Below are 19,114 nucleotides of genomic sequence, written 5' to 3' on the forward strand. Positions count from 1 at the left end.
TGTCGACATATCTTCACCTTCGAAAACAAACACATATCCGAACCGATTACATCCGATATTCACATGTGTAACCGTACACTTTATCGCCTTTATCCTTTATGTCATAAGTCTGCCTGACAACCGCTCTTTTAACAAGTGTTTCATCAAAAAAAGACCGGGATCGAAAATCCGATCCCGGTCTTTCCCTACTCCACTACAAAAAGTAGGGATGTACGATCTCTTAACGAAGCTTTAAGCGAAGGGAGAAATTTAGTGAAATACAGAGTTTCGAAGAAAATCTGCGGTAACATATGAAGTTATGTTGGCCTTTGAACGCGGGAAGCCGGAGGCTTTCCGCGTGAAACAGCGTCTTGAACGAATTTCCCCCATAGCGCCCCAAGCTTCCAACCCGAATAGGACTTCAGGACTTCCCTACTTGCTCAACGCCTCATAAATCCCAAGATATTCTTTCGCCGAAGCCAGCCAGCTAAAGTCCTCGCTCATGCCGTTCTGCACGATCTTTTTCCAAGAAGCGTCATTCCGATAAAATTCCAAAGCGCGGCGAATCGTATGCAGCATATCGTGCGCATTGTACGAAGCGAAGCTGAATCCGTTGCCTTCGCCCGTGAATTCGTTGTAAGCCTGGACGGTATCGTTCAAACCGCCCGTCTCGCGAACGATCGGCACGCTGCCGTAACGCATGGCCAGCAATTGGCTGATGCCGCAAGGCTCGAACATGGAAGGCATCAGGAACATGTCGCTCGCCGCGTAAATATTGCGGGACAGCGGCTCGCTGAAGCGAAGCTGCGCCGACAACTGCTGAGGATGGCGGTAAGCCGCTTGACGGAACCAGTCTTCGTAACCGGGTTCGCCCGTCCCCAAAACCACGACCTGAACGTCGTCCCCGTACAGCAGCTCGTCCAGCACGCGAACGATCAAATCGAGTCCTTTCGGCTCCACCAGGCGGGAAACGATGCCGATCATCGGCGTTTTCACGTTGACCGGCAGGCCCAATTCGTTTTGCAGCGCCGTTTTGTTTTCCCGTTTCTTCGCGATGCTGCTTTTGTAACGGGCATGCAGCGCTTTATCCGTATTCGGATTGTAGCTTTTCGTATCGATGCCGTTCACGATGCCCGTCAGCTTGTCGCCGATCGAAGACAGCAGCCCGTCGAGTCCGTAGCCGTAATGCGCGGTACGGATTTCGTTCGCGTAAGTCGGGCTGACGGTCGTCACTTTTCCGGAATAGACAATGCCCGCTTTCATGAAATTGACGTTCCCGTAGTATTCCGCTCCGCTATCGGTAAAGTGGCGGTTATCCAATCCCAGCAGCTCGCCGAATACCGCATACGGGAACACGCCTTGATACAGCAGGTTGTGGATCGTATAGACCGTTTGAATATTATCGTAAAACGGATCATGCGCGTACCGGTCCTGAAGCAGCAGCGGAACCATGCCCGTATGCCAGTCGTGGCAGTGGATGACGTCCGGCTTGAACCCGATCTCCGGCAGAATGTCGAGCAGGGCTTTATTGAAGAACGCGAAGCGTTCGCCGTCGTCTCCGTAACCGTACACGCCGTCGCGGCCGAAATAGAATTCGTTATCGATGAAATAGACCGGAATGCCGTTGTCGTCGTATTCTTCGATTCCGCAATACTGGCTGCGCCATCCCATTTGTACGTGAGTAACGCCTTTATGGACCATTTTTTCTTTATAGGCTTCGGGAATCGCTTTATATTTCGGGAGAACGACGCGAATGTCCGCTCCCGCTTCCTTCAATGCTCTGGGCAGGGCCCCGATCACGTCGGCCAAGCCTCCCGTTTTGATAAAAGGTGCCGCTTCCGCGGCCGCAAATAGTAATTTCATTGATCTTTCCCCTTTCTCGCTGCCGGTTTTGCGTCCGTTTTCGGCATTTTGGACGGTTTGTCGGAAGCTTTCTTTTTTGCGGTCGATTTTTTCGCCGGCGCTTCCGAGACTTTCAAGGTGTCCGCGGAACGCGCGCTTTTTTTAAGAATGACCATGCCCAACGCCGGAAGCTTCACGGGCAGATGGTAAGGACGGTCATGCCATGTTCCTTTTTCCGCGCGGATGAGCTCCCCGTTCAAAATGCCGCCGCCGCCGAAACGAATATCGTCGCTGTTGAACAATTCCGCGTAAGCTCCGGGTTTATCCACGCCGATTCGGTAGTCTTCATAAGCGATCGGTTTGAAATTGATCAGGATATACAGCGTATCGCCCGGCTTTTTTCCTTTTCGCACGAACGTGATAACGCTCTGGCTGGAATCGTCCGCATTGATCCAGTCGTAACCGTCCCAGCTATGATCGATCTCCCACAGCGCTTTTTCGTTCAGGTAAAAATGGTTCAACGCCGCCGTATAGGCCTGCATCTTGCGATGGGCCTCGTAATCGAGCAGGAGCCAGTCCAGCTGTTCTTCATCCTTCCATTCGATGAACTGGCCGAACTCTCCTCCCATAAAGAGCAGTTTTTTGCCCGGATGCGTAATCTGGTAACCCAGCAGCAGGCGCAGGCCCGCGAATTTTTCTTCGTAAGATCCCGGCATTTTATCGAGCAGGGATTTTTTGCCGTGCACCACTTCGTCATGGGACAGCGGCAGCATATAATTTTCCGAATGCGCGTATACGAGCGGGAAAGTCAGCAGATTATGGAGCGAAGAACGTCCGTCGAAATGGGTTTCCACGTATTTGAGCGTATCGTTCATCCAGCCCATGTTCCATTTATAATTGAAACCGAGTCCTCCCTCATGCGCCGGAGCGGTGACCATCGGCCAAGCGCTCGACTCTTCCGCCGCCATGATCGCATTCGGATAATAACTGAAAATCGTACGGTTCAATTTACGCAAAAATTCGATGGCATCGACGTTTTCGACGCCGCCGGATTCGTTGGGACGCCATTGATGGGGCTTCTTCTCGAAATCGAGGCGCAGCATGCTGGTCACCGCGTCGATCCGCAGGCCGTCGAAATGGAACATTTCCAGCCAATAAAGCGCGCTGGAAATCAGGAACGATTGAACCTCGGGTTTGCCGAAATCGAAAGACAACGTTCCCCAGCCCGGCTTCTCGGCCAGCATCGGATCGGCATATTCGTATAAAGGACTTCCGTCGAACTGCCGGAGGCCGTGCGCGTCTTTGGCGAAGTGCCCGGGAACCCAATCCAGCAGCACGCCGATGTCAGCCTGATGGCACCGATCGATCAAATACATGAGATCTTTCGCTTCGCCGTAACGGCTCGTAGGCGCGAAATATCCCGTAGCCTGGTAACCCCATGACAGATCGTAAGGGTATTCCGTCAACGGCATGAATTCCAAATGGGTGTATCCCATTTCCTGAATATAAGGGATCAGCACGTCGGCCAATTCGCGATATGTATAAAAAGTTCCGTCTTCTTTCTGTTTCCATGTGCCTAACTGCATTTCGTAAACGTTCATCGGCTTGGCGTAAGGCGCCCGGCGTTTTCTTCGCCATGCCTGATCTCCCCATGCGTAACCGTCCACCGATCCGACGCGCGATGCGGTATTGGGTCTGACTTCCGCATAAACGCCGTACGGATCCGCGCGAAGCAAACGTTCGCCGGATTTGGATCGAATATCGTACTTATAAAGATCCCCGTAGCGAACGCCTTCCAGGAAAGCGCTCCATATTCCTCCGGATTTCGGTAAAAGCTCAAGCGCGGCGCGGCCTCCGTCCCACTCGTTGGCGTCCATGGCAACGCCCACGAACTCCGCGTTCGGTGCCCATACCGTGAATCGAACGCCTTCTTTATTGTTTTCCGTGCTCAGGTGCGCGCCGAACATCCGGTAGCTGTGAAAATAATTACCTTCATGAAATAAGTAAATGTCTTTTTGCGTCAATGGCTGCGATCCAGCCGCCGGCTGCTTGGCCATCCCTTCACTCTCCTTTTTTCCGCTCATTATCTGCTTGCTGTGTTCATCAAAACAGATCAATAGTTCTATTACCCTTATTTGAAACCAATGAATAAGGCGATACTAAAAAAAATAAATTCAAGAAATTGCAACTCATTTCCATTTTTCATGGTTTCAAAGCTTGCTTCTTCCGTTTAATTATACCTCATGTTGACATACATCACGGGAGGGAAATTAACATGGAAAAGAAAGATTGCATCGCTATGCTACTGGCTGGAGGAGAAGGTCGCAGATTGGCACCGCTGACGTCTACGATCGCAAAACCCGCCGTACCTTTTGGCGGGCACTACCGTATTATCGATTTTCCTCTCAGCAACTGCCTCAATTCGGGAATCGACACCGTAGGCGTACTGACCCAGTATGCTGCCGAGTCGCTCCATGAACATATCGGAGAAGGCACGCCTTGGAAGATCAATGCGCAAGAAGGGGAGATCGCGCTGCTGCCGCCCGGCGAACAAGGCGAATATCGCGGAACGGCCGACGCGATCACCAAAAACATCGAATTTATCGACAAACATGATCCGGAGCATGTTTTGATTTTGTCCGGCGATCATATTTATCATATGGACTACGCGGAAATGGTTCAATCGCATAAAGCTTCCGGAGCCGACGCGACCCTGTCGGTCATGGAAGTGCCGCTGAATGAAGCCCACCGTTTCGGCATCGTCACGACCGACGCCGATCTGCGCATCGTCGACTTTACGGAAAAGCCGGCTAAACCGATGAGCAGTCTGGCTTCGATGGGCATTTACGTGTTCAAATGGTCGTATCTGCGCGCTTACCTGCTGGAAGACGCGGACAAAGCGGAATCCGGCCATGACTTCGGAAAAGATCTGCTGCCTTTGATGCTCGGCGACGGTTCCCAACTTAACGCTTATCCGTTCGCGGGCTACTGGAGAGACGTGGGTACGGCAAACAGCCTTTGGGAAGCGCATATGGACCTGCTGGGCGAAGAAAGCGAATTCCGCTTGAACAAGTCGGAATGGCCGATGCACACCAATCGCCAAGCCAGCCGCCCTGCTTTGTTCCGACGTACGCTGGCCCTTTCGCCGATTGATTCGATGGTGCACGAAGCCTGCGTCAACGAAGGTTCCGTCAAGCACTCCGTGCTTTTCCGGGACGTCAATGTAGGCAAAGGTTCGACGATCACGGATAGCGTCATCATGCCGGGAGCTTCGATCGGACGCAACGCCAAAATCCAATATGCCATCATCGGCGAAAATGCCGTTATTCACGACGGAGCTGTCATTTCAGGATCTCCGAACGAAATTTTGATGATCGGTCCCAACGAAACGGTTTATGCCAAGCCTTTTGTTCGTCCGCAGCCCGTTCATAGTTTGAAGGAATCTTTCGAACCTGTGGCGCTTCGTCAAGCCGGAGGAATGTCTTCTTAATTCAAAAATATCCGAGCGATCGGTTAAAAAAAGCCTTTCCCGAGATTTAACATGCATTTCGGGAAAGGCTTTTTCTCATGCCTATGCTTCAGGAGCCGTTGTTCTTCTGTTCCTGATTCGTCTTTTCATACAAATTCACGTACCGTCCTCCGACGCTTCGTCTCAGATCGCGCTCAGCAATGAAACGGAATCCGCTTCTCTGATAATAAGCATTCAAGCCGGGCAAGTGGGCAACGCAGTCCAGCCTCAACCCCCGCTTGCCTAGCCGGACAGCTTCCGCTTCCGCATAATGCAGCATTTTTCCGCCATAATCAAAGCCTCGATATTCCGGACGAACCGTAAAACGGTGCAAATAGAGATAACGTTCATCGTTTAATTCTTGCCAATAGCCGGGATCGCTGTCTTGAAGGGTAAACAATCCTGCCGGATTCCCGTCTGATGTTAGTAAAAATACCCGGCGGCTATCGAAGTATTCAAGTATCGTCTCCATACTGAACATTTCGGGCTTCCACTGTTCCACCCCTCGGCTGACCATAACTTCAGCCGCTTCGCGCAGCATCCCTGCAAGAACAGCTGCATCGTTCTGGACGGCTTCCCGAATGACGAGCACAGCTTCATGTTCGCGGAGCCGTTCATGGGATGTCGACTTTTCCGATGACATCTCTTCGCCCCGCTTTCGGTTATATAGGTTTCGTGTCGGAAGAGTCCTCATTGAAAGTTTTCTCGTCCGAAGCTTCTTCGGCTTTCGGTTCTTCCTCAAGCAGAGGCAGCTTCACGCTTACCGTGGTTCCTACCCCCAGCTCGCTTGTCATATTCAGTTCGCCCTCATGCAGTTCCACAAGCTGCTGCGTGATCGCCAAACCGAGTCCCGTTCCTCCGCCTTGCGTGTTAACCTGGAAGAATCGATCTTTGACCCGCTTCAAATTCTCTTCGTCAATGCCGATCCCGCTGTCTTGAACCGCGGTACGTACCCAACCGTCCTCACGGACCACATGCAGTACGATCACCGAACTTTCATGCGAGAATTTGATTGCGTTATCGACGATATTCAAAAATACCTGCTTCAGACGATTAGCGTCACCGTACACGGGGAAGCTGTCGCCGTCCGCATCCAGACGCAGCTGCACTTTTTTCAACTCGGCCTTGGCCCATACATTCAGTACGATTTCTTTGAGCAGTTCCTTCAATTCCACATGCGCCATCGTCAGCTTCATTTCGTTCTGCTGCAGCTTCGAGAAGTCCAGCAGCTCTTCGACCAGACCGATCAGACGCTCCGTTTCCTTGGAGATGATCCCCATGCCGATTCGCGTCTCGTCCGGGTCATAGCCGCCTGAATCGAGCGTCTCGCTCCAACCTTTGATCGAAGTAAGCGGAGTCCTCAGCTCATGCGAGATCGAGGAAATAAAATCATCCTTGATCTGGTTGCTTCGCACGATCTCCTCGGCCATATAGTTCAGCGTGGAACCCATCTCGCCGAGCTCATAGCGGTAATCGCCTTCGACCCTGACATCGAACCGGCCTTTAGCCATTTGCGCCGAGACGGCGATGATATTGTTGATCGGCCGTACGATCGAATTCGCCAGGCCGATGCTGACAATCAGGACAATGACCAGAATTGCCGCAATAATCGCCATCGATACAAGCGTAATCTCGGTAAGGCGTTGATTGACTTTTTCGATCGAAGTCACGAAACGCGCGAGATATACCTGACCTCCGCCCGGCTGAAGAGTGGTCGTCACGGCCATGACCGGTTCCCCCGTCGTCGCTTGGCGTCCGATCCATTTCGACGTGCTTCCCGAAGCCAGCGCTTGCGGGATGTCGCTGGTTTGTACCGGTTTGTCCGACGGGAAACCCGAAGAACTGATCAGCACTTCGCCTTTGCCGTCAAGAATCTGCAATTCGGCTTCGGGCAGTTTCAGCAACGCCAAAATCTGACTCAGGTATTCCATCTCCCCGTAATCCCCGGCGCTGGTGGAGATCAGCGCGCTTCGTACCGTCACGTCGATATGGCTCGAAATCGAGTTATAGATCGTGTCGTAATAATAAGCCCGGATCGCAAACAGAAACACCACTTCCACGAGCATCAGCGCCAGGAAGATGACGATGAAATAGTGCATGACGATCTGCCTGCCGATGCCTTTCTTAATCATTGACCCTGACCTTTCCACTTATATCCGTGCCCCCACACCGTTTGCAAATATTCCGGTTCGGAAGGATTATCTTCGATTTTCTGGCGCAGCCTGCGGATGTTTACGTCCACGATCTTCGGGTCGCCCATATATTCTTTGCCCCAGACGTGGTCGAGCAGCACATCCCGGCTGAGCGGCGTATTTTCTTTTTCCAGGAAAAATTGAATCAGCGAAAACTCCGTCGGGGTTAGTTCGATCGCCTGTCCGTTTTTCTTGAACTGCTTCGAGATCAAATCGAGCTTGAACGGTCCCGAGTCGAAGGTCACCTTCGCCGCCGTTTCCCGATGCACGTTGACCCGTCTTAACAACGAGTGAATCCGAGCAATCAATTCCGTCGGGCTAAAAGGCTTGCTGACATGGTCGTCGGCACCTACGGACAGCGCGTATACTTTGTCTTGTTCCTGCACCTTGGCAGTCAGGAAAATGATGCCCATCCGTTCGTTCGTCTCGCGAATCCGGCGGCAGACCTCAAATCCGTCGATGCCCGGTACCATGACGTCGAGCAACGCGATATCGATGCCCGGCTCGGTTTGCAGAATATGCAGAGCCTCATTACCTTCTCCGGCCTCCAAGACCTCGAATCCGTTCCGCTTCAAGTTGATAACGATAAAGCTGCGAATCGATTCTTCGTCCTCCAAAATCAATACTTTACTCATGAGACTCCCCTTCCCGGATTTTAATCGTGCATACTTCCGTTTGATTCGTTTTTAGCTTTTCAAGTACTCGGGACTCCGGCTTTATCGGCTGCCAATTCCCCGTCCGGATTCACCCGATACGCGATGACTTGGCTGCTCGTGCCGTACAACTTGATCCAGCCTTTGTCTTCGGATTCGTTCTGCCATTGAGCCGGCGTGAAAAATCGAACTTCCTCTACCCATTCGCGAGTATCGATAGTAACGAACTGCAAATATTTGTCGACTATCGATACCGTATTGAGCGTGACATTTTTCAACAGGCTTTCGGGAAACGGCTGAAGGACGAATCGTCCGTTCGGATCGCGATATTGCTCCCTGACCGGAGTCAATCCTTTTTTACCATCCCAACGGCTGTACAAGGTGAGCATCGGAATATCTTCCTTATTCTCGAAATAACTCCACCCGTCCGGCATGTTCAGCAAACCGATCTCGATGATGCCGTCTCCGTCGACGTCTTCGCTTTTCACCCAACCGTCGCGGAAAGCCGAATCTTCGCTGAGCACGGATTGAAGGATGCCGTTTTTCATCACCACGATCTGCGTATACGAACCGGAACCGATGATCATATCCAGCACAAGTCCGACCTGAGTTTCCGAAATTTTGCCCGCCGTGACATTGTAGTACCCCGTGACCGTCTTGTTAGGCAGCACGAGCGAAGACAATTCCTGAAAATTATTATCCTGATACTGATAGACTTTGATATCCGTTCCGACGTTCGGTTTCAAGTTGATCAACGCCAGCTCGTTTCGCCCGTCGCCGTTCAGATCGACCAATGAAAATGCCGAGTAGGCCAGCTTATTGCCGAGCGTCTCCAATACGGCTTGGCTATCCGAGCGGACGTAGGAATACACCATCAGCACATTGCTTCCGGCGCTGGCCGGATTTTCGCCGTCCACGCCGAATCCTGCCAAAATATCGATATGGCCGTCTCCGGAAACATCCATGAATTCAAGCTTATCCAGCGTCGTCCCTTCGCCTACGATATCCAGCATTTTGACCCAGGTCCCGTCCTGATTTTGCAGGATCATGATATGGAGATTTTCGCCGCTGTTCGCGGGTTTGTAAAAAACGATAGCTTCATTAACTCCGTCACCGTCCAAATCTTCATAACGAACCGCGCTCGTATCGCTCGAATTTTGCGCTCGAACTTCCACCGCACCGGCCGGGAGCTGGCGATCGATCGTATTTCTCAACGCTTCTTTATCCGCCGGAAGGCGAGGCGGCTGGATCAGCGAGGTCGGGTCCGGCAGCGACAGCGTATCGCTGCAACCCGACAATAACAGCAGCCCCGCCGTTCCAACGACGCTTAACCACAATTTTTTCATTCCTTCGCTCACTCTCTTCCACTTATGCCTGTCGGACGATTAACGGAAAAAGCTACAGTCGATTCTTCTCGGCCGTAGTCAGGCGACGACCCCGGATATCCAGAATCACCTTACCGTCTTCCATTCCCCATATACGGCTCGCATGACGTTCCGCCAACTCGATCGGAAGAACGGCCACGACCGTTGTTTCCTGCGTCTCGCACAGGTTCTTAAGCATGCCCAGCACATTGTCTGCGGTATGCGGATCAAGTCCGATGACGGGTTCATCCGCCAACAACACGTTCGCTCCGTGCGCAAGCGCCCGCGCCGTAGCGATCCGCTGTCTCTCGCCGCCGCTCAGATTTCCTGCTTTGAGCTTGGCTTTATCCAGCAGGCCGAACGATTCGATCATATCCATGGCTCCCATATAGTCATCGGTGCGAACCATGCCGGTAAGCCGCCGCCAAGCCGGCGTCTGGCCGACTTGGCCGATCAATACATTTTTCAAAGCGGTGCGGTTCGGATCGAGATCGGGATTTTGTTGGAGATAAGCCCATTCTTTTCGAATGCGGCGCTTGCCGGACCATCCGGCTTTGAACACGTCGAGATCATCCACCACGAATGTTCCGCCGTCCCAATCTTCCCTAAGCGCCAGACAACGGAGCAGCATGCTTTTCCCGCTGCCGCTCGGTCCGACGATCGCCACGAATTCGCCGCGAACCAAATCAAAGTCTATGCCTTTAAGTATAGGTGTTTTATCGCTGCTTACGGTCTTTCTCAAGCCTCTCACCTTAATCATTCGCCATCCGACTCCCCTGACTTGGTAAACTTCACTTCTCTAGTGTACCCCGAAACGTTCATTCATTGCCACGTCAGGCGGCCTTTTTCTCGATATTTTTCAATGATTTGCCCCGGAAAAAGAATCCCAACATGCCAAAGAGCACATAGGCGCCGCCCATGATCCAAAAGAGCAGAAACGGCGAGCCGTGCTGCATGCCGAATCCCCCGATTCCCGGTCCCACCATGCTGCCGAGACTGAAGTGGAAGGAAGCGACAACGTTAGCGGACGGAATCAATGCCCTGGGCAGCAAATCAGCCGCATAAGCCATTCCCAACGAGTAAAACGAACCGACAAGCCCCCCCGCCACAAGGAATAACGCCATATTGGCCCACAAATGCGTTCCGGCGAACGGCACGAGCGCGAACAACAATCCTCCGTAGATTCCCGCCGTGATCAAGATCGGACGTCGCCCGAAGCGGTCGCTTAACATCCCGAGCGGCAATTGCAGGATTAACCCGCCGATCCCGATACATAAAAGAAGCAAGGCGATATCTTCTTTGACCAAACCGATGCGCAGCCCGTATACCGGGAAGTTCCCGTTGAGCGATGCCTCCATATACCCGTACAGGAAGGCCGGAATCAGCGCGAACCAGGCATACCGGTAAATCCGCGGGAAGCGCGCAAATCCTTTTTGTTCCTGCAAATCGCGTTCCGGCTTGTATTCGGGCAAATAGCGCAGCACAAAAATAAACACCACCAAAAAGAGCACGGCCAACGAGACAAAAGGAACATAGTCCCCGTAATCGACCAGACCGATTCCGAGCGGACCGATACTGAATCCGATCCCGTAGGACATGCCGTAAAGAGATAAGTTCCGCCCGCGATTCTCTGCCGGCGTCACTAACAGTACCCATAATTGCGCCACGTAATTTAAAGCGCTATCGCCTGCCCCGACGATCAGACGCAGAACGAACCATACGCCGATGCTCGGGATCAGCGGAAACAGCGGCAGCGCGATCATCACCATCAACAAACCGCCGATCAGCAGCTTTTTAAACCCGACAACCCCGACCAATCTTTCGGCCACAAGCGTCATTGCGAATGATCCGATATACAAAGCCGCTGAATTCAAGCCGTTAACGGATGCGGAAACGCCTTGCTGCTCCAACAAAATAGACAGCAGCGGCAGCAATAGTCCCTGACTCAGCCCGGCCATGACGACGATGCCGAGCAGTATGTAATAAGAAAATGCAGATCGGGAAGCCAATAAATCATTCCTTTCTTTCCTTCGTAATCGTAGTACCTTGTCAACGTTAAAGGTAGTAGTAGACAAGTCAAGGTGAAACCATACATAATAAATGCAAAAGACTCATTTCGAACGTCAATCTATTTTTGAACGCGGTCAACGGCATAGGAGGTCATGATTTGAATAATTACGAAGTCAAAATCGACGTATCCGAGATTTATGAGCTTCTCGGCAGTTTTATGGTACATATTACAAAAAAATGGCTTCAGAATCTCGATATCGGCTCAGAGTGGTCAACGGAAGCCGAAGCAGGGATGCCGCCTGAGATGCGCCGGCGATTCGAAGAAGCGGCGGAATGGCCGTTTTTGGATTTCGACGCCTTGTATGCTCTGGTTATCGAACGCGAAGCAGGCGAAGATATTCCGGCTTTCCTGGACCGATTGCTTGCGGAACCGGCTGAACGCTTATTGGAACGAATCTCCCCGCAGCTTCCGCTGCTGACCAACGAAGAATTGTACCGGATTCAACGCGACTACACGCCGTTGCTGAAATCATGGTATACTTATTACTTCAAAAATATCCAGGATTCCATCCTTCCTCTCATCGAAGAAGATGCGGCCGAGAAACGCGAACTGCTGCTCAAAATGGATGCTAACGCCCTTGTGGAGTATGCATCGGGCGGCCTCGTGGTGGAGACGCCCCTCGATCTGAAGACGGTTATCCTTTTCCCTACCGTGCATAATCGACCGATGAATACGTACTGCTTCTATGAGAATGTCCTTCTCATCCAGTATCCGGTGGATGTGCCGGAAGCGGAAGAAGACGAACCTCCGACCGTGCTTCTTCGCATGACGCGCGCACTGGCTATGCCGGATCGGTTGAAGCTGCTGCGCTACGTTGCGGATCAGCCGCGCTCGCTTCAGGAAATGGAACGGGATCTCGGACAACCCGCCGAAGCGCTCAAGCACCATATGGTACTGCTTCGCACCGCCGGATTGCTTCGTACGCATATCGGCGAGCAATCGAACGAAAAATTCAGCATACGTCCCGACGGGGCATCGGAATTGCAAATGTTTCTGGAATCGTATCTTCGGATCTAACCGGTTTCGTCGAATCATTGAACCGAGCCCTGTCGGGAGATTTGAAGGAGTGAACATCCCATGACGGGCCCCTGCAAACAACACTTGATTTTTGACTTGGACGATACGCTGGTTTATTGCAACCGATACTTCGATCAAATTCTGGACGAATTTCTCGACCGGATGGTTCGCTGGTTTTCCGCCTATGGATTGGAAGCCGAACAAGTTCGCCAAAAGCAGCTGGAAATCGATATCGCCGGCGTTCACGTCGTGGGCTTTGCCAGCCATCATTTCCCGGAATCGCTGATCGCGACCTACCGCCATTTCAACGCCGCTTATCAGAGAATCGGCAGTGACGCCGAAGAAGCGCAGCTCATGAAGCTCGGTCTTAGCGTGTACGACCAAGAGGTTGAAGCTTACCCCGGAATGGTCGAGACGCTGGAACGGCTTCGCGGCGAAGGACACGGTCTGTACCTGTATACCGGCGGCGAAGATCAAATCCAGCAGCGCAAAATCGACCAAATGAAGCTGAGTACGTATTTCGGCTCGGATATCTTTATTCGCCAACACAAAAACGTCCAGGCGCTCGAAGGCATTTTACAAAAAAAAGTGCTGCCTCGGGAATCCACCTGGATGATCGGCAATTCGCTCCGAACGGATATCGCTCCTGCGCTTAGCGCCGACATCAATGCGGTGTATCTGAAGCAGGAACGCGAATGGGCCTACAATATGATCGACCTGGACGGAACTTCGAAAGGAACGCTGCATACGATCTCCAAACTTCCTGAAGTGCCCGATCTGATTAGCCGCTTCGCGCGATCCCCTTTCCAAAAACGGACCCTTTCCTAAGGGCCCGTTTTTTTGCGTGAAAAAGGAACGGTTACGCACGCGGCTTGGCCTGCTCCGTCTTCTCGACGCGATCCGCAAACAGGAAATCGAGTTTCTTCTGCTCGGCATTCCAGGACAGCGCGGCATCGAAGGTTCGCTCGCCTTTTTTGAAGCCTTTGAGCGTAAGCGTCTGACCTTTATCGAGCAGACGTTTGACCTGACTTTCCGATATGGCTTTACCCAGAATTTTTTTTGAAATGGTGAACATGCAGGCCGGATAACCGGTGCAGCCGTACAGCTTCTTTTTATCCACGACCGGCTTGCCGCAAATCGGACATGAGCCGAGCTCGGGGGAACCGGCGCCGCCTCTTCCCGGCTCTCCGGTTTGCTGACCGCCGCCTGTTTTCCCGTATGCCGGACGCTGTTCGCCGCTTGGCAGTTCGACGGTGAAAGTCCAGCCTTTTTCCGCGGCGACCGCATCGGCTACAATCTTTTGCGCCAGCCGTTGAGCCTGCTCCATGAATGCTTTCGGCGACTCCTGGCCTTGACCGATCTCTCCCAGACGCTGCTCCCACTTGGCCGTCATCTCCGCCGAAGCCAATATGCTTTCGCCCAAGGCTTCGATCAACACGGTCCCCTTATTCGTCGCGTAGACCATATTTTTACGAACTTCGATATATTGACGGTCTTTCAGTCCGCCGATAATGCCTGCCCGAGTCGCTTCCGTGCCGAGACCTTCCGTGCGTTGAAGCACCTTTTCCAATTCGGCGTTGTCCAGATGTTTTCCGGCCGTTTTCATCAGCGTGATCAGTTGGCCTTCCGTATAGCGCTTCGGCGGTTGCGTTTTGCCTTCTTTGACCTGAACATCCGCCACCTTGCCCGTATCGCCTTCTTTGACGGGAGGAAGCACGGACATGTCCTCGTCGTCTTCCTCTTTCCCGCTCTGGTCTTCTTCTTTAGCAGAGGTTTTCGCTTTCTTTTTCGGCGAGTTATCGTAAAGCACTTTGCGCCAGCCTTCTTGCACGATTACCTTGCCTTTGGTCATGAACGGATCGCGTCCGTCGACCAGCGTCACCAAGTTCGTATAGTCGATGATCGCCTTCTCTTCGTGCGCGGCAATCAACCGTTTGGCAATGAGCAGGTACAGATTCAGGTTCATGCCTTGCAGCTTGCCCGGCGTCGGCACCTGTTCCGTCGGAATGATCGCGTAGTGATCGCCGACTTTGGCTGCGTTCACGTAACGTTTGTTGCCGAGCAGCGTCGATTTGGGCGCGGGAAGAAAAGGACTCAGTTCCTGAAACCCCGCCAGCTTTTTCAAAATATCGGGAAATTGCTTGGCCTCTTCATCGGTTACATACGACGAGTCGGAACGCGGGTAAGAGATATAACCGTCGAGATACAGCTGCTGCAGCGCGCTGAGCGTATCCTGAGGCGAGTATTTAAAAATCTGGTTGGCCGAAGCTTGCAGCGACGAGAGCGAGAACAACTGCGGCGGCTGGAACTCTTTACGCTCCGTCTCGATCGAATCGACGACGGCGTCTTTGCCTTCGCAGCGCGCTCGGATCTCTGCGGCTTCCTCCGGCGTTTTCAGACGGTTTTCTTCGCCTTTGAACCAGGTTCCTTCATACTCTGCACCATCGAACGCAAATTTGGCTTTGACCTCCCAGAACGGCTCAGGCTTAAAATTGGAAATTTCTTTCTCGCGAGCCACGATCAACGCAAGCGTCGGGCTTTGCACTCTCCCCGTCGAAAAAACACCCTGGACGCCGCGACGTTGGAACAGCAAGGAATATACCCGCGAACCGTTCATTCCGACCAGCCAATCCGCGCAAGAGCGGCTGACCGCCTCGTAGTAGAGATTGCGCGTCTCGATCTCTTCTTTGAGGTTGGCAAAGCCCTGCTCGACCGCGCGCGGCGTGAGCGACGAGATCCACAGACGCTTCATCGGTTTTTTTACGCCGCTAAGCTGAATGATAATGCGCACGATATATTCGCCTTCGCGCCCGGCATCGCTTGCGATAATGATTTCTTTGACTTCAGGGCGCTTCAGCAGGTCGTTTAGCAGATTGAACTGTTTGGCTTTGTTCGGTGTAATGCGATGCTTGAATTTACCGGGCAAAATCGGCAGACTGTCCAGACTCCAGCGCTTGTAGGCCGGATCGTATTCCTCCGGCGGCACAAGCTCGCAAATATGCCCGACCGCCCAACTGACATAAGCACCGTCCGGAAACGCAGAGCATTTGTCGATCTGAATATACCCTTGCGTCTTTTTATGTTTGAACGGCGCAGCCAGCTTCGCTCCTTGGTCAGGCTTCTCCGCAATAATCAGCTGCAAATTAATCTCCTCCTGTGGAATACAGCAAGCAAAAGGCCGAGAGTGCTCCTCCCGACCTTTTTAGCCACGTTTCTTCGAACGAATATCCGAACTCTTATTTTAGCACGGAGGCGCACTTTTCGCTATAAGGCAAAACGAAACGCTGCATGACTTAATAAAGATAGTATAGTGTTATTTAATATTACATGTATCATAAAAAACTAAAAAATATCTATCTTTATTGCTTATCGTGTAATATAATATGACTATAAAATACAAGTAAGTAATAAAAAAGGCCACTCATTAAAGAGCGACCCTATCAAGAAAAGATTGTTAACCTATCATAGTCAAACCGTTTACCATTAAACGAGTACAGTAGCCCCCATCAGGAACTTATCTACTTCGCGTGCCGCTTCGCGGCCTTCGTTGATCGCCCAAACCACCAAGCTTTGTCCGCGACGCATGTCGCCGGCAGCAAAAACTTTTTCCGAGTTCGTTTTGTATTCGCCGTACTTCGCTTTTACGTTTGTCCAACGATCCGTCTGCAATCCCAATTGCTCGGCCAACGTTTGCTCCGGTCCGTCGAAACCGATCGCGATCAGTGCCATTTGTGCCGGGAATACACGCTCGGTGCCTTCCATTGGAGCATATACTTTACGTCCAGTCTCATCAACCGTACGCTGGATTTGCACCGTATGAAGTTCCTTGAGATTGCCTTCTTCATCACCGACGAATTTCGTTGTCATGATCGAGAACTCGCGCGGATCATCGCCGAAGATTGCTTTAGCTTCTTCCTGCGCATAATCGAGCGTGTACACGTTCGGGAATTGCGGCCACGGGTTAGCGAGCATATCGCGCTCAAGCGGCGCTTTTTTGTGCGTGCCGAATTGAGTAATGCTGCTGCAGCCGTGACGCAGGGATGTCGCCACGCAGTCGGAACCCGTGTCGCCGCCTCCGATCACGATAACGTCTTTTCCCGCTGCCGAGATGTAGTTTCCGTCTTGGAGATTGGAATCGAGATAGCTTTTGATCGTACCGTTCAGGAAGTCCATCGCATAAGTCACGCCTTTGAGGTGGCTGCCTTCGATATTGAACTCGCGCGGCTTGGTTGCTCCGCCGCACAATACAACCGCATCGAATTCTTCCGTCAATTGCTGAGCCGGAATGTCTTTGCCGATCTCGGTCGAAGTGATGAAGGTGATGCCTTCCGCAGCAAGCAAATCGACGCGCCGCTGTACGATATCCTTTTCCAGCTTCATGGACGGAATACCGTAAGTCAGCAAGCCTCCGACACGGTCGGAACGCTCGTATACCGTTACGCAGTGGCCGGCTTTATTAAGCTGCGCCGCGCAGGCCAAACCCGCGGGACCCGAACCGACAACCGCTACCTTTTTCCCCGTACGGTTTTTCGGAGGTTCAGGCTGCACCCAACCTTCCGCAAAGCCCTTCTCGATAATCGCTTCTTCGATGGTCTTGATCGTAACCGGTTGGCCGATCAGACCGACCGTGCAGGAACCTTCGCAAGGAGCCGGACAGATTCTGCCGGTGAATTCCGGGAAGTTGTTCGTTTTGTGCAAACGGTCGAGCGCCTCTCTCCACAATCCGCGGTAAACGAGGTTGTTCCATTCCGGGATCAAGTTGTGCACCGGACACCCGGAAGTGCCGCCGGTCATGTTAACGCCCACATGGCAGTATGGCGTGCCGCAGTCCATACATCTGGCTCCCTGCGTACGCAATTCTTCTTCCGACATATGTTTATGGAATTCTTCCCAATCTTTCACGCGCTCGAGCGGACTGCGATCCGCCGGCAGTTGCCGTTTATATTCCATAAATCCAGTAGGTGTAGACATCGAACGTTTCCCCCATCCGCATAAATTCTCGATTTTTGTTCTCTATTTGATCACAAGCGATATATTTCACCTATAATATCATCTTTCATTTATCGTTTGAAATAGATTATACGGAATTTAATTTGCATTTTCTGAATACGGCGCATTTTGATTCAACGCTAATTTTTGGGACGTTCATAGACTTCGAATTCGTAACGGTAGACGTTTTTTTCATCACGGATTCCTTCTTCCGAAGAAACCAGCAGCCACGATGACCAATCTACAGTCGGGAACACCGCATCTCCTTCAAAGCTTTCTCGCACTCGAGTTACGCGCAAACGATCGGCAATCGGAAGCGATAAGGCATAGATCTCCGAACCTCCGATGATCATAACTTCTTCACCGTCAGCAGCAGATAAAGCATCTTCGATCGAATGGACGACATCCGCGCCGTCAGCCGTATAAGAAACATCGCGTGTCAACACGATGTTCTTGCGATCTTTGAGCGGCTTGGACCCGAACGACTCCCAAGTTTTGCGCCCCATCACCACGGTTTTGCCTACGGTTTCGCGCCTAAAATAGGCCATGTCGGCGGGAATGCGCCAGGGCAGCGCATTATCCCGACCAATAACCCCGTTTTCTCCTTGCGCCCAAATCAGCGTAATGATCGGCATTGTTGAACCCTCCTATACGGCAATCGGTGCTTTGATTCCCGGCTGCGGATTATAATCGATAAATTCAAAATCCTCGTACGCATAGTCGAAAATGGATTCCGGTTTGCGCAGAATGCGCAGCTGCGGAAGTTCGCCCGGTTCGCGTTCCAGCTGAGTTTTTACCTGCTCGATATGATTCGAATAGATATGCACGTCGCCGCCGGACCATACAAATTCACCGACTTCCAGATCGCATTGCTGCGCAATCATATGCGTAAGCAATGCGTAGCTGGCAATGTTGAACGGCAGACCCAGGAAAGTATCGACCGAACGCATGGTGAGCATGCAGGACAACTTGCCGTCAGCTACGTAAAACTGGAACAGCAAATGGCATGGAGGCAGCTTCATGTTATCGATCTCGGCCACGTTCCACGCACTGACGATGTGTCGGCGCGAATCCGGATTGTTTTTGATGGAGTCGATTAGCTGCGAGATTTGATCGATCTTACGGCCGTCCGGCGCTTCCCAGGCACGCCACTGCGAACCGTAGACCGGTCCCAGTTCTCCGTTCTCGTCCGCCCATTCATTCCAGATGCGGACGCCGTTCTCTTGCAGATAGCCTACATTGGTGTCGCCTTTTAGGAACCATAGCAGTTCATGCACAATCGACTTTAAATGAAGCTTCTTGGTCGTAAGAAGCGGAAACCCTTCTGCCAAATCAAAATGTAATTGTCGTCCGAACACCGAAACCGTTCCTGTTCCCGTCCGATCTCCGCGCTGCGTACCGTTATCCAAAATATCCTGCAGCAAATCCAAATATTTACGCAAAACATCCACCTCTGTTCTCACTTATTCGTTTTTTTAGTTTATCATGCTTGCCGCCAG

At 52.1% G+C, this 19,114-nt stretch carries 15 protein-coding genes; 3 read left to right on the plus strand and 12 right to left on the minus strand.

The window, feature by feature from the left end:
* Positions 1-411: 411 nt before the first annotated feature.
* Positions 412-1,842: a glycogen synthase GlgA gene (gene glgA, locus HRQ63_RS03365; RefSeq protein ID WP_172239091.1), complete on the minus strand. Its 1,431-nt coding sequence runs from the start codon at positions 1,840-1,842 to the stop codon at positions 412-414.
* Positions 1,839-3,878, minus strand: a complete 2,040-nt coding sequence (gene glgB, locus HRQ63_RS03370) for a 1,4-alpha-glucan branching protein GlgB (protein ID WP_172239094.1) — start codon at positions 3,876-3,878, stop codon at positions 1,839-1,841. The genes glgA and glgB overlap by 4 nt, the downstream gene beginning before the upstream one ends.
* A 218-nt stretch (positions 3,879-4,096) precedes the next feature.
* On the opposite strand from glgB, the gene HRQ63_RS03375 reads away from it, so the two are divergent.
* Positions 4,097-5,311 carry a glucose-1-phosphate adenylyltransferase gene (locus HRQ63_RS03375; RefSeq protein ID WP_172239097.1) on the plus strand — a complete coding sequence of 405 codons (1,215 nt, stop codon included), beginning with the start codon at positions 4,097-4,099 and terminating at the stop codon, positions 5,309-5,311.
* An 88-nt stretch (positions 5,312-5,399) separates the two neighbouring features.
* Here the strand turns inward: HRQ63_RS03375 and HRQ63_RS03380 are convergent, their stop codons facing one another.
* The 6 genes from HRQ63_RS03380 to HRQ63_RS03405 form a co-directional block, all read right to left on the minus strand.
* Positions 5,400-5,972, minus strand: a complete 573-nt coding sequence (locus HRQ63_RS03380) for a GNAT family N-acetyltransferase (RefSeq protein WP_172239100.1) — start codon at positions 5,970-5,972, stop codon at positions 5,400-5,402.
* A 19-nt stretch (positions 5,973-5,991) separates the two neighbouring features.
* Positions 5,992-7,461, minus strand: coding sequence for a sensor histidine kinase (locus tag HRQ63_RS03385; protein ID WP_172239103.1), 1,470 nt, complete (start codon positions 7,459-7,461; stop codon positions 5,992-5,994).
* A complete protein-coding gene (locus tag HRQ63_RS03390) occupies positions 7,458-8,156 on the minus strand; it encodes a response regulator transcription factor (protein ID WP_037288719.1) in 699 nt (232 codons plus the stop codon). The genes HRQ63_RS03385 and HRQ63_RS03390 overlap by 4 nt, the downstream gene beginning before the upstream one ends.
* Positions 8,157-8,215: 59 nt before the next feature.
* On the minus strand, positions 8,216-9,520 hold the full coding sequence (locus HRQ63_RS03395; RefSeq protein WP_172239106.1) for a hypothetical protein: 1,305 nt from the start codon (positions 9,518-9,520) through the stop codon (positions 8,216-8,218).
* A 52-nt stretch (positions 9,521-9,572) separates the two neighbouring features.
* Entirely contained in the window at positions 9,573-10,298 is a 726-nt protein-coding gene (locus HRQ63_RS03400) for a phosphonate ABC transporter ATP-binding protein (protein WP_037288724.1), read from the minus strand.
* A gap of 73 nt (positions 10,299-10,371) precedes the next feature.
* The gene (locus tag HRQ63_RS03405; RefSeq protein WP_342355245.1) at positions 10,372-11,547 is read right to left on the minus strand and encodes an MFS transporter; all 1,176 of its coding nucleotides are present in this window, start codon (positions 11,545-11,547) and stop codon (positions 10,372-10,374) included.
* Between the two features lie 218 nt (positions 11,548-11,765).
* Between HRQ63_RS03405 and HRQ63_RS03410 the strand changes: the two genes are divergently transcribed.
* Positions 11,766-12,626, plus strand: coding sequence for an ArsR/SmtB family transcription factor (locus HRQ63_RS03410; protein WP_172240563.1), 861 nt, complete (start codon positions 11,766-11,768; stop codon positions 12,624-12,626).
* Between the two features lie 60 nt (positions 12,627-12,686).
* Entirely contained in the window at positions 12,687-13,454 is a 768-nt protein-coding gene (locus HRQ63_RS03415; protein WP_172239109.1) for an HAD family hydrolase, read from the plus strand.
* 31 nt (positions 13,455-13,485) lie between these two features.
* Here HRQ63_RS03415 and HRQ63_RS03420 read toward each other — a convergent pair whose 3' ends face one another.
* The 4 genes from HRQ63_RS03420 to thyA form a co-directional block, all read right to left on the minus strand.
* Positions 13,486-15,768, minus strand: coding sequence for a DNA topoisomerase III (locus tag HRQ63_RS03420; RefSeq protein WP_172239112.1), 2,283 nt, complete (start codon positions 15,766-15,768; stop codon positions 13,486-13,488).
* Between the two features lie 341 nt (positions 15,769-16,109).
* Entirely contained in the window at positions 16,110-17,597 is a 1,488-nt protein-coding gene (locus HRQ63_RS03425; RefSeq protein WP_172239115.1) for a glutamate synthase subunit beta, read from the minus strand.
* A gap of 158 nt (positions 17,598-17,755) precedes the next feature.
* Positions 17,756-18,250: a dihydrofolate reductase gene (locus HRQ63_RS03430; RefSeq protein ID WP_172239118.1), complete on the minus strand. Its 495-nt coding sequence runs from the start codon at positions 18,248-18,250 to the stop codon at positions 17,756-17,758.
* Positions 18,251-18,262: 12 nt separating this feature from the next.
* Complete coding sequence (gene thyA / locus HRQ63_RS03435) at positions 18,263-19,057, minus strand: thymidylate synthase (protein ID WP_172239121.1); 795 nt, start codon at positions 19,055-19,057, stop codon at positions 18,263-18,265.
* Positions 19,058-19,114: the final 57 nt, after the last annotated feature.

Origin of the sequence: Saccharibacillus endophyticus (assembly GCF_013185185.1) — a bacterium.
Classification (GTDB): Bacteria; Bacillota; Bacilli; order Paenibacillales; family Paenibacillaceae; genus Saccharibacillus; species Saccharibacillus endophyticus.

Excerpts from the sequence above, each read along its gene's own strand:
- glgA (WP_172239091.1), bottom strand. The coding sequence starts at position 1,842 with ATGAAATTACTATTTGCGGCCGCGGAAGCGGCACCTTTTATCAAAACG.
- glgB (WP_172239094.1), bottom strand. The coding sequence starts at position 3,878 with ATGGCCAAGCAGCCGGCGGCTGGATCGCAGCCATTGACGCAAAAAGAC.
- HRQ63_RS03375 (WP_172239097.1), top strand. The coding sequence starts at position 4,097 with ATGGAAAAGAAAGATTGCATCGCTATGCTACTGGCTGGAGGAGAAGGT.
- HRQ63_RS03380 (WP_172239100.1), bottom strand. The coding sequence starts at position 5,972 with ATGTCATCGGAAAAGTCGACATCCCATGAACGGCTCCGCGAACATGAA.
- HRQ63_RS03385 (WP_172239103.1), bottom strand. The coding sequence starts at position 7,461 with ATGATTAAGAAAGGCATCGGCAGGCAGATCGTCATGCACTATTTCATC.
- HRQ63_RS03390 (WP_037288719.1), bottom strand. The coding sequence starts at position 8,156 with ATGAGTAAAGTATTGATTTTGGAGGACGAAGAATCGATTCGCAGCTTT.
- HRQ63_RS03395 (WP_172239106.1), bottom strand. The coding sequence starts at position 9,520 with ATGAAAAAATTGTGGTTAAGCGTCGTTGGAACGGCGGGGCTGCTGTTA.
- HRQ63_RS03400 (WP_037288724.1), bottom strand. The coding sequence starts at position 10,298 with ATGATTAAGGTGAGAGGCTTGAGAAAGACCGTAAGCAGCGATAAAACA.
- HRQ63_RS03410 (WP_172240563.1), top strand. The coding sequence starts at position 11,766 with ATGGTACATATTACAAAAAAATGGCTTCAGAATCTCGATATCGGCTCA.
- HRQ63_RS03415 (WP_172239109.1), top strand. The coding sequence starts at position 12,687 with ATGACGGGCCCCTGCAAACAACACTTGATTTTTGACTTGGACGATACG.
- HRQ63_RS03425 (WP_172239115.1), bottom strand. The coding sequence starts at position 17,597 with ATGTCTACACCTACTGGATTTATGGAATATAAACGGCAACTGCCGGCG.
- HRQ63_RS03430 (WP_172239118.1), bottom strand. The coding sequence starts at position 18,250 with ATGCCGATCATTACGCTGATTTGGGCGCAAGGAGAAAACGGGGTTATT.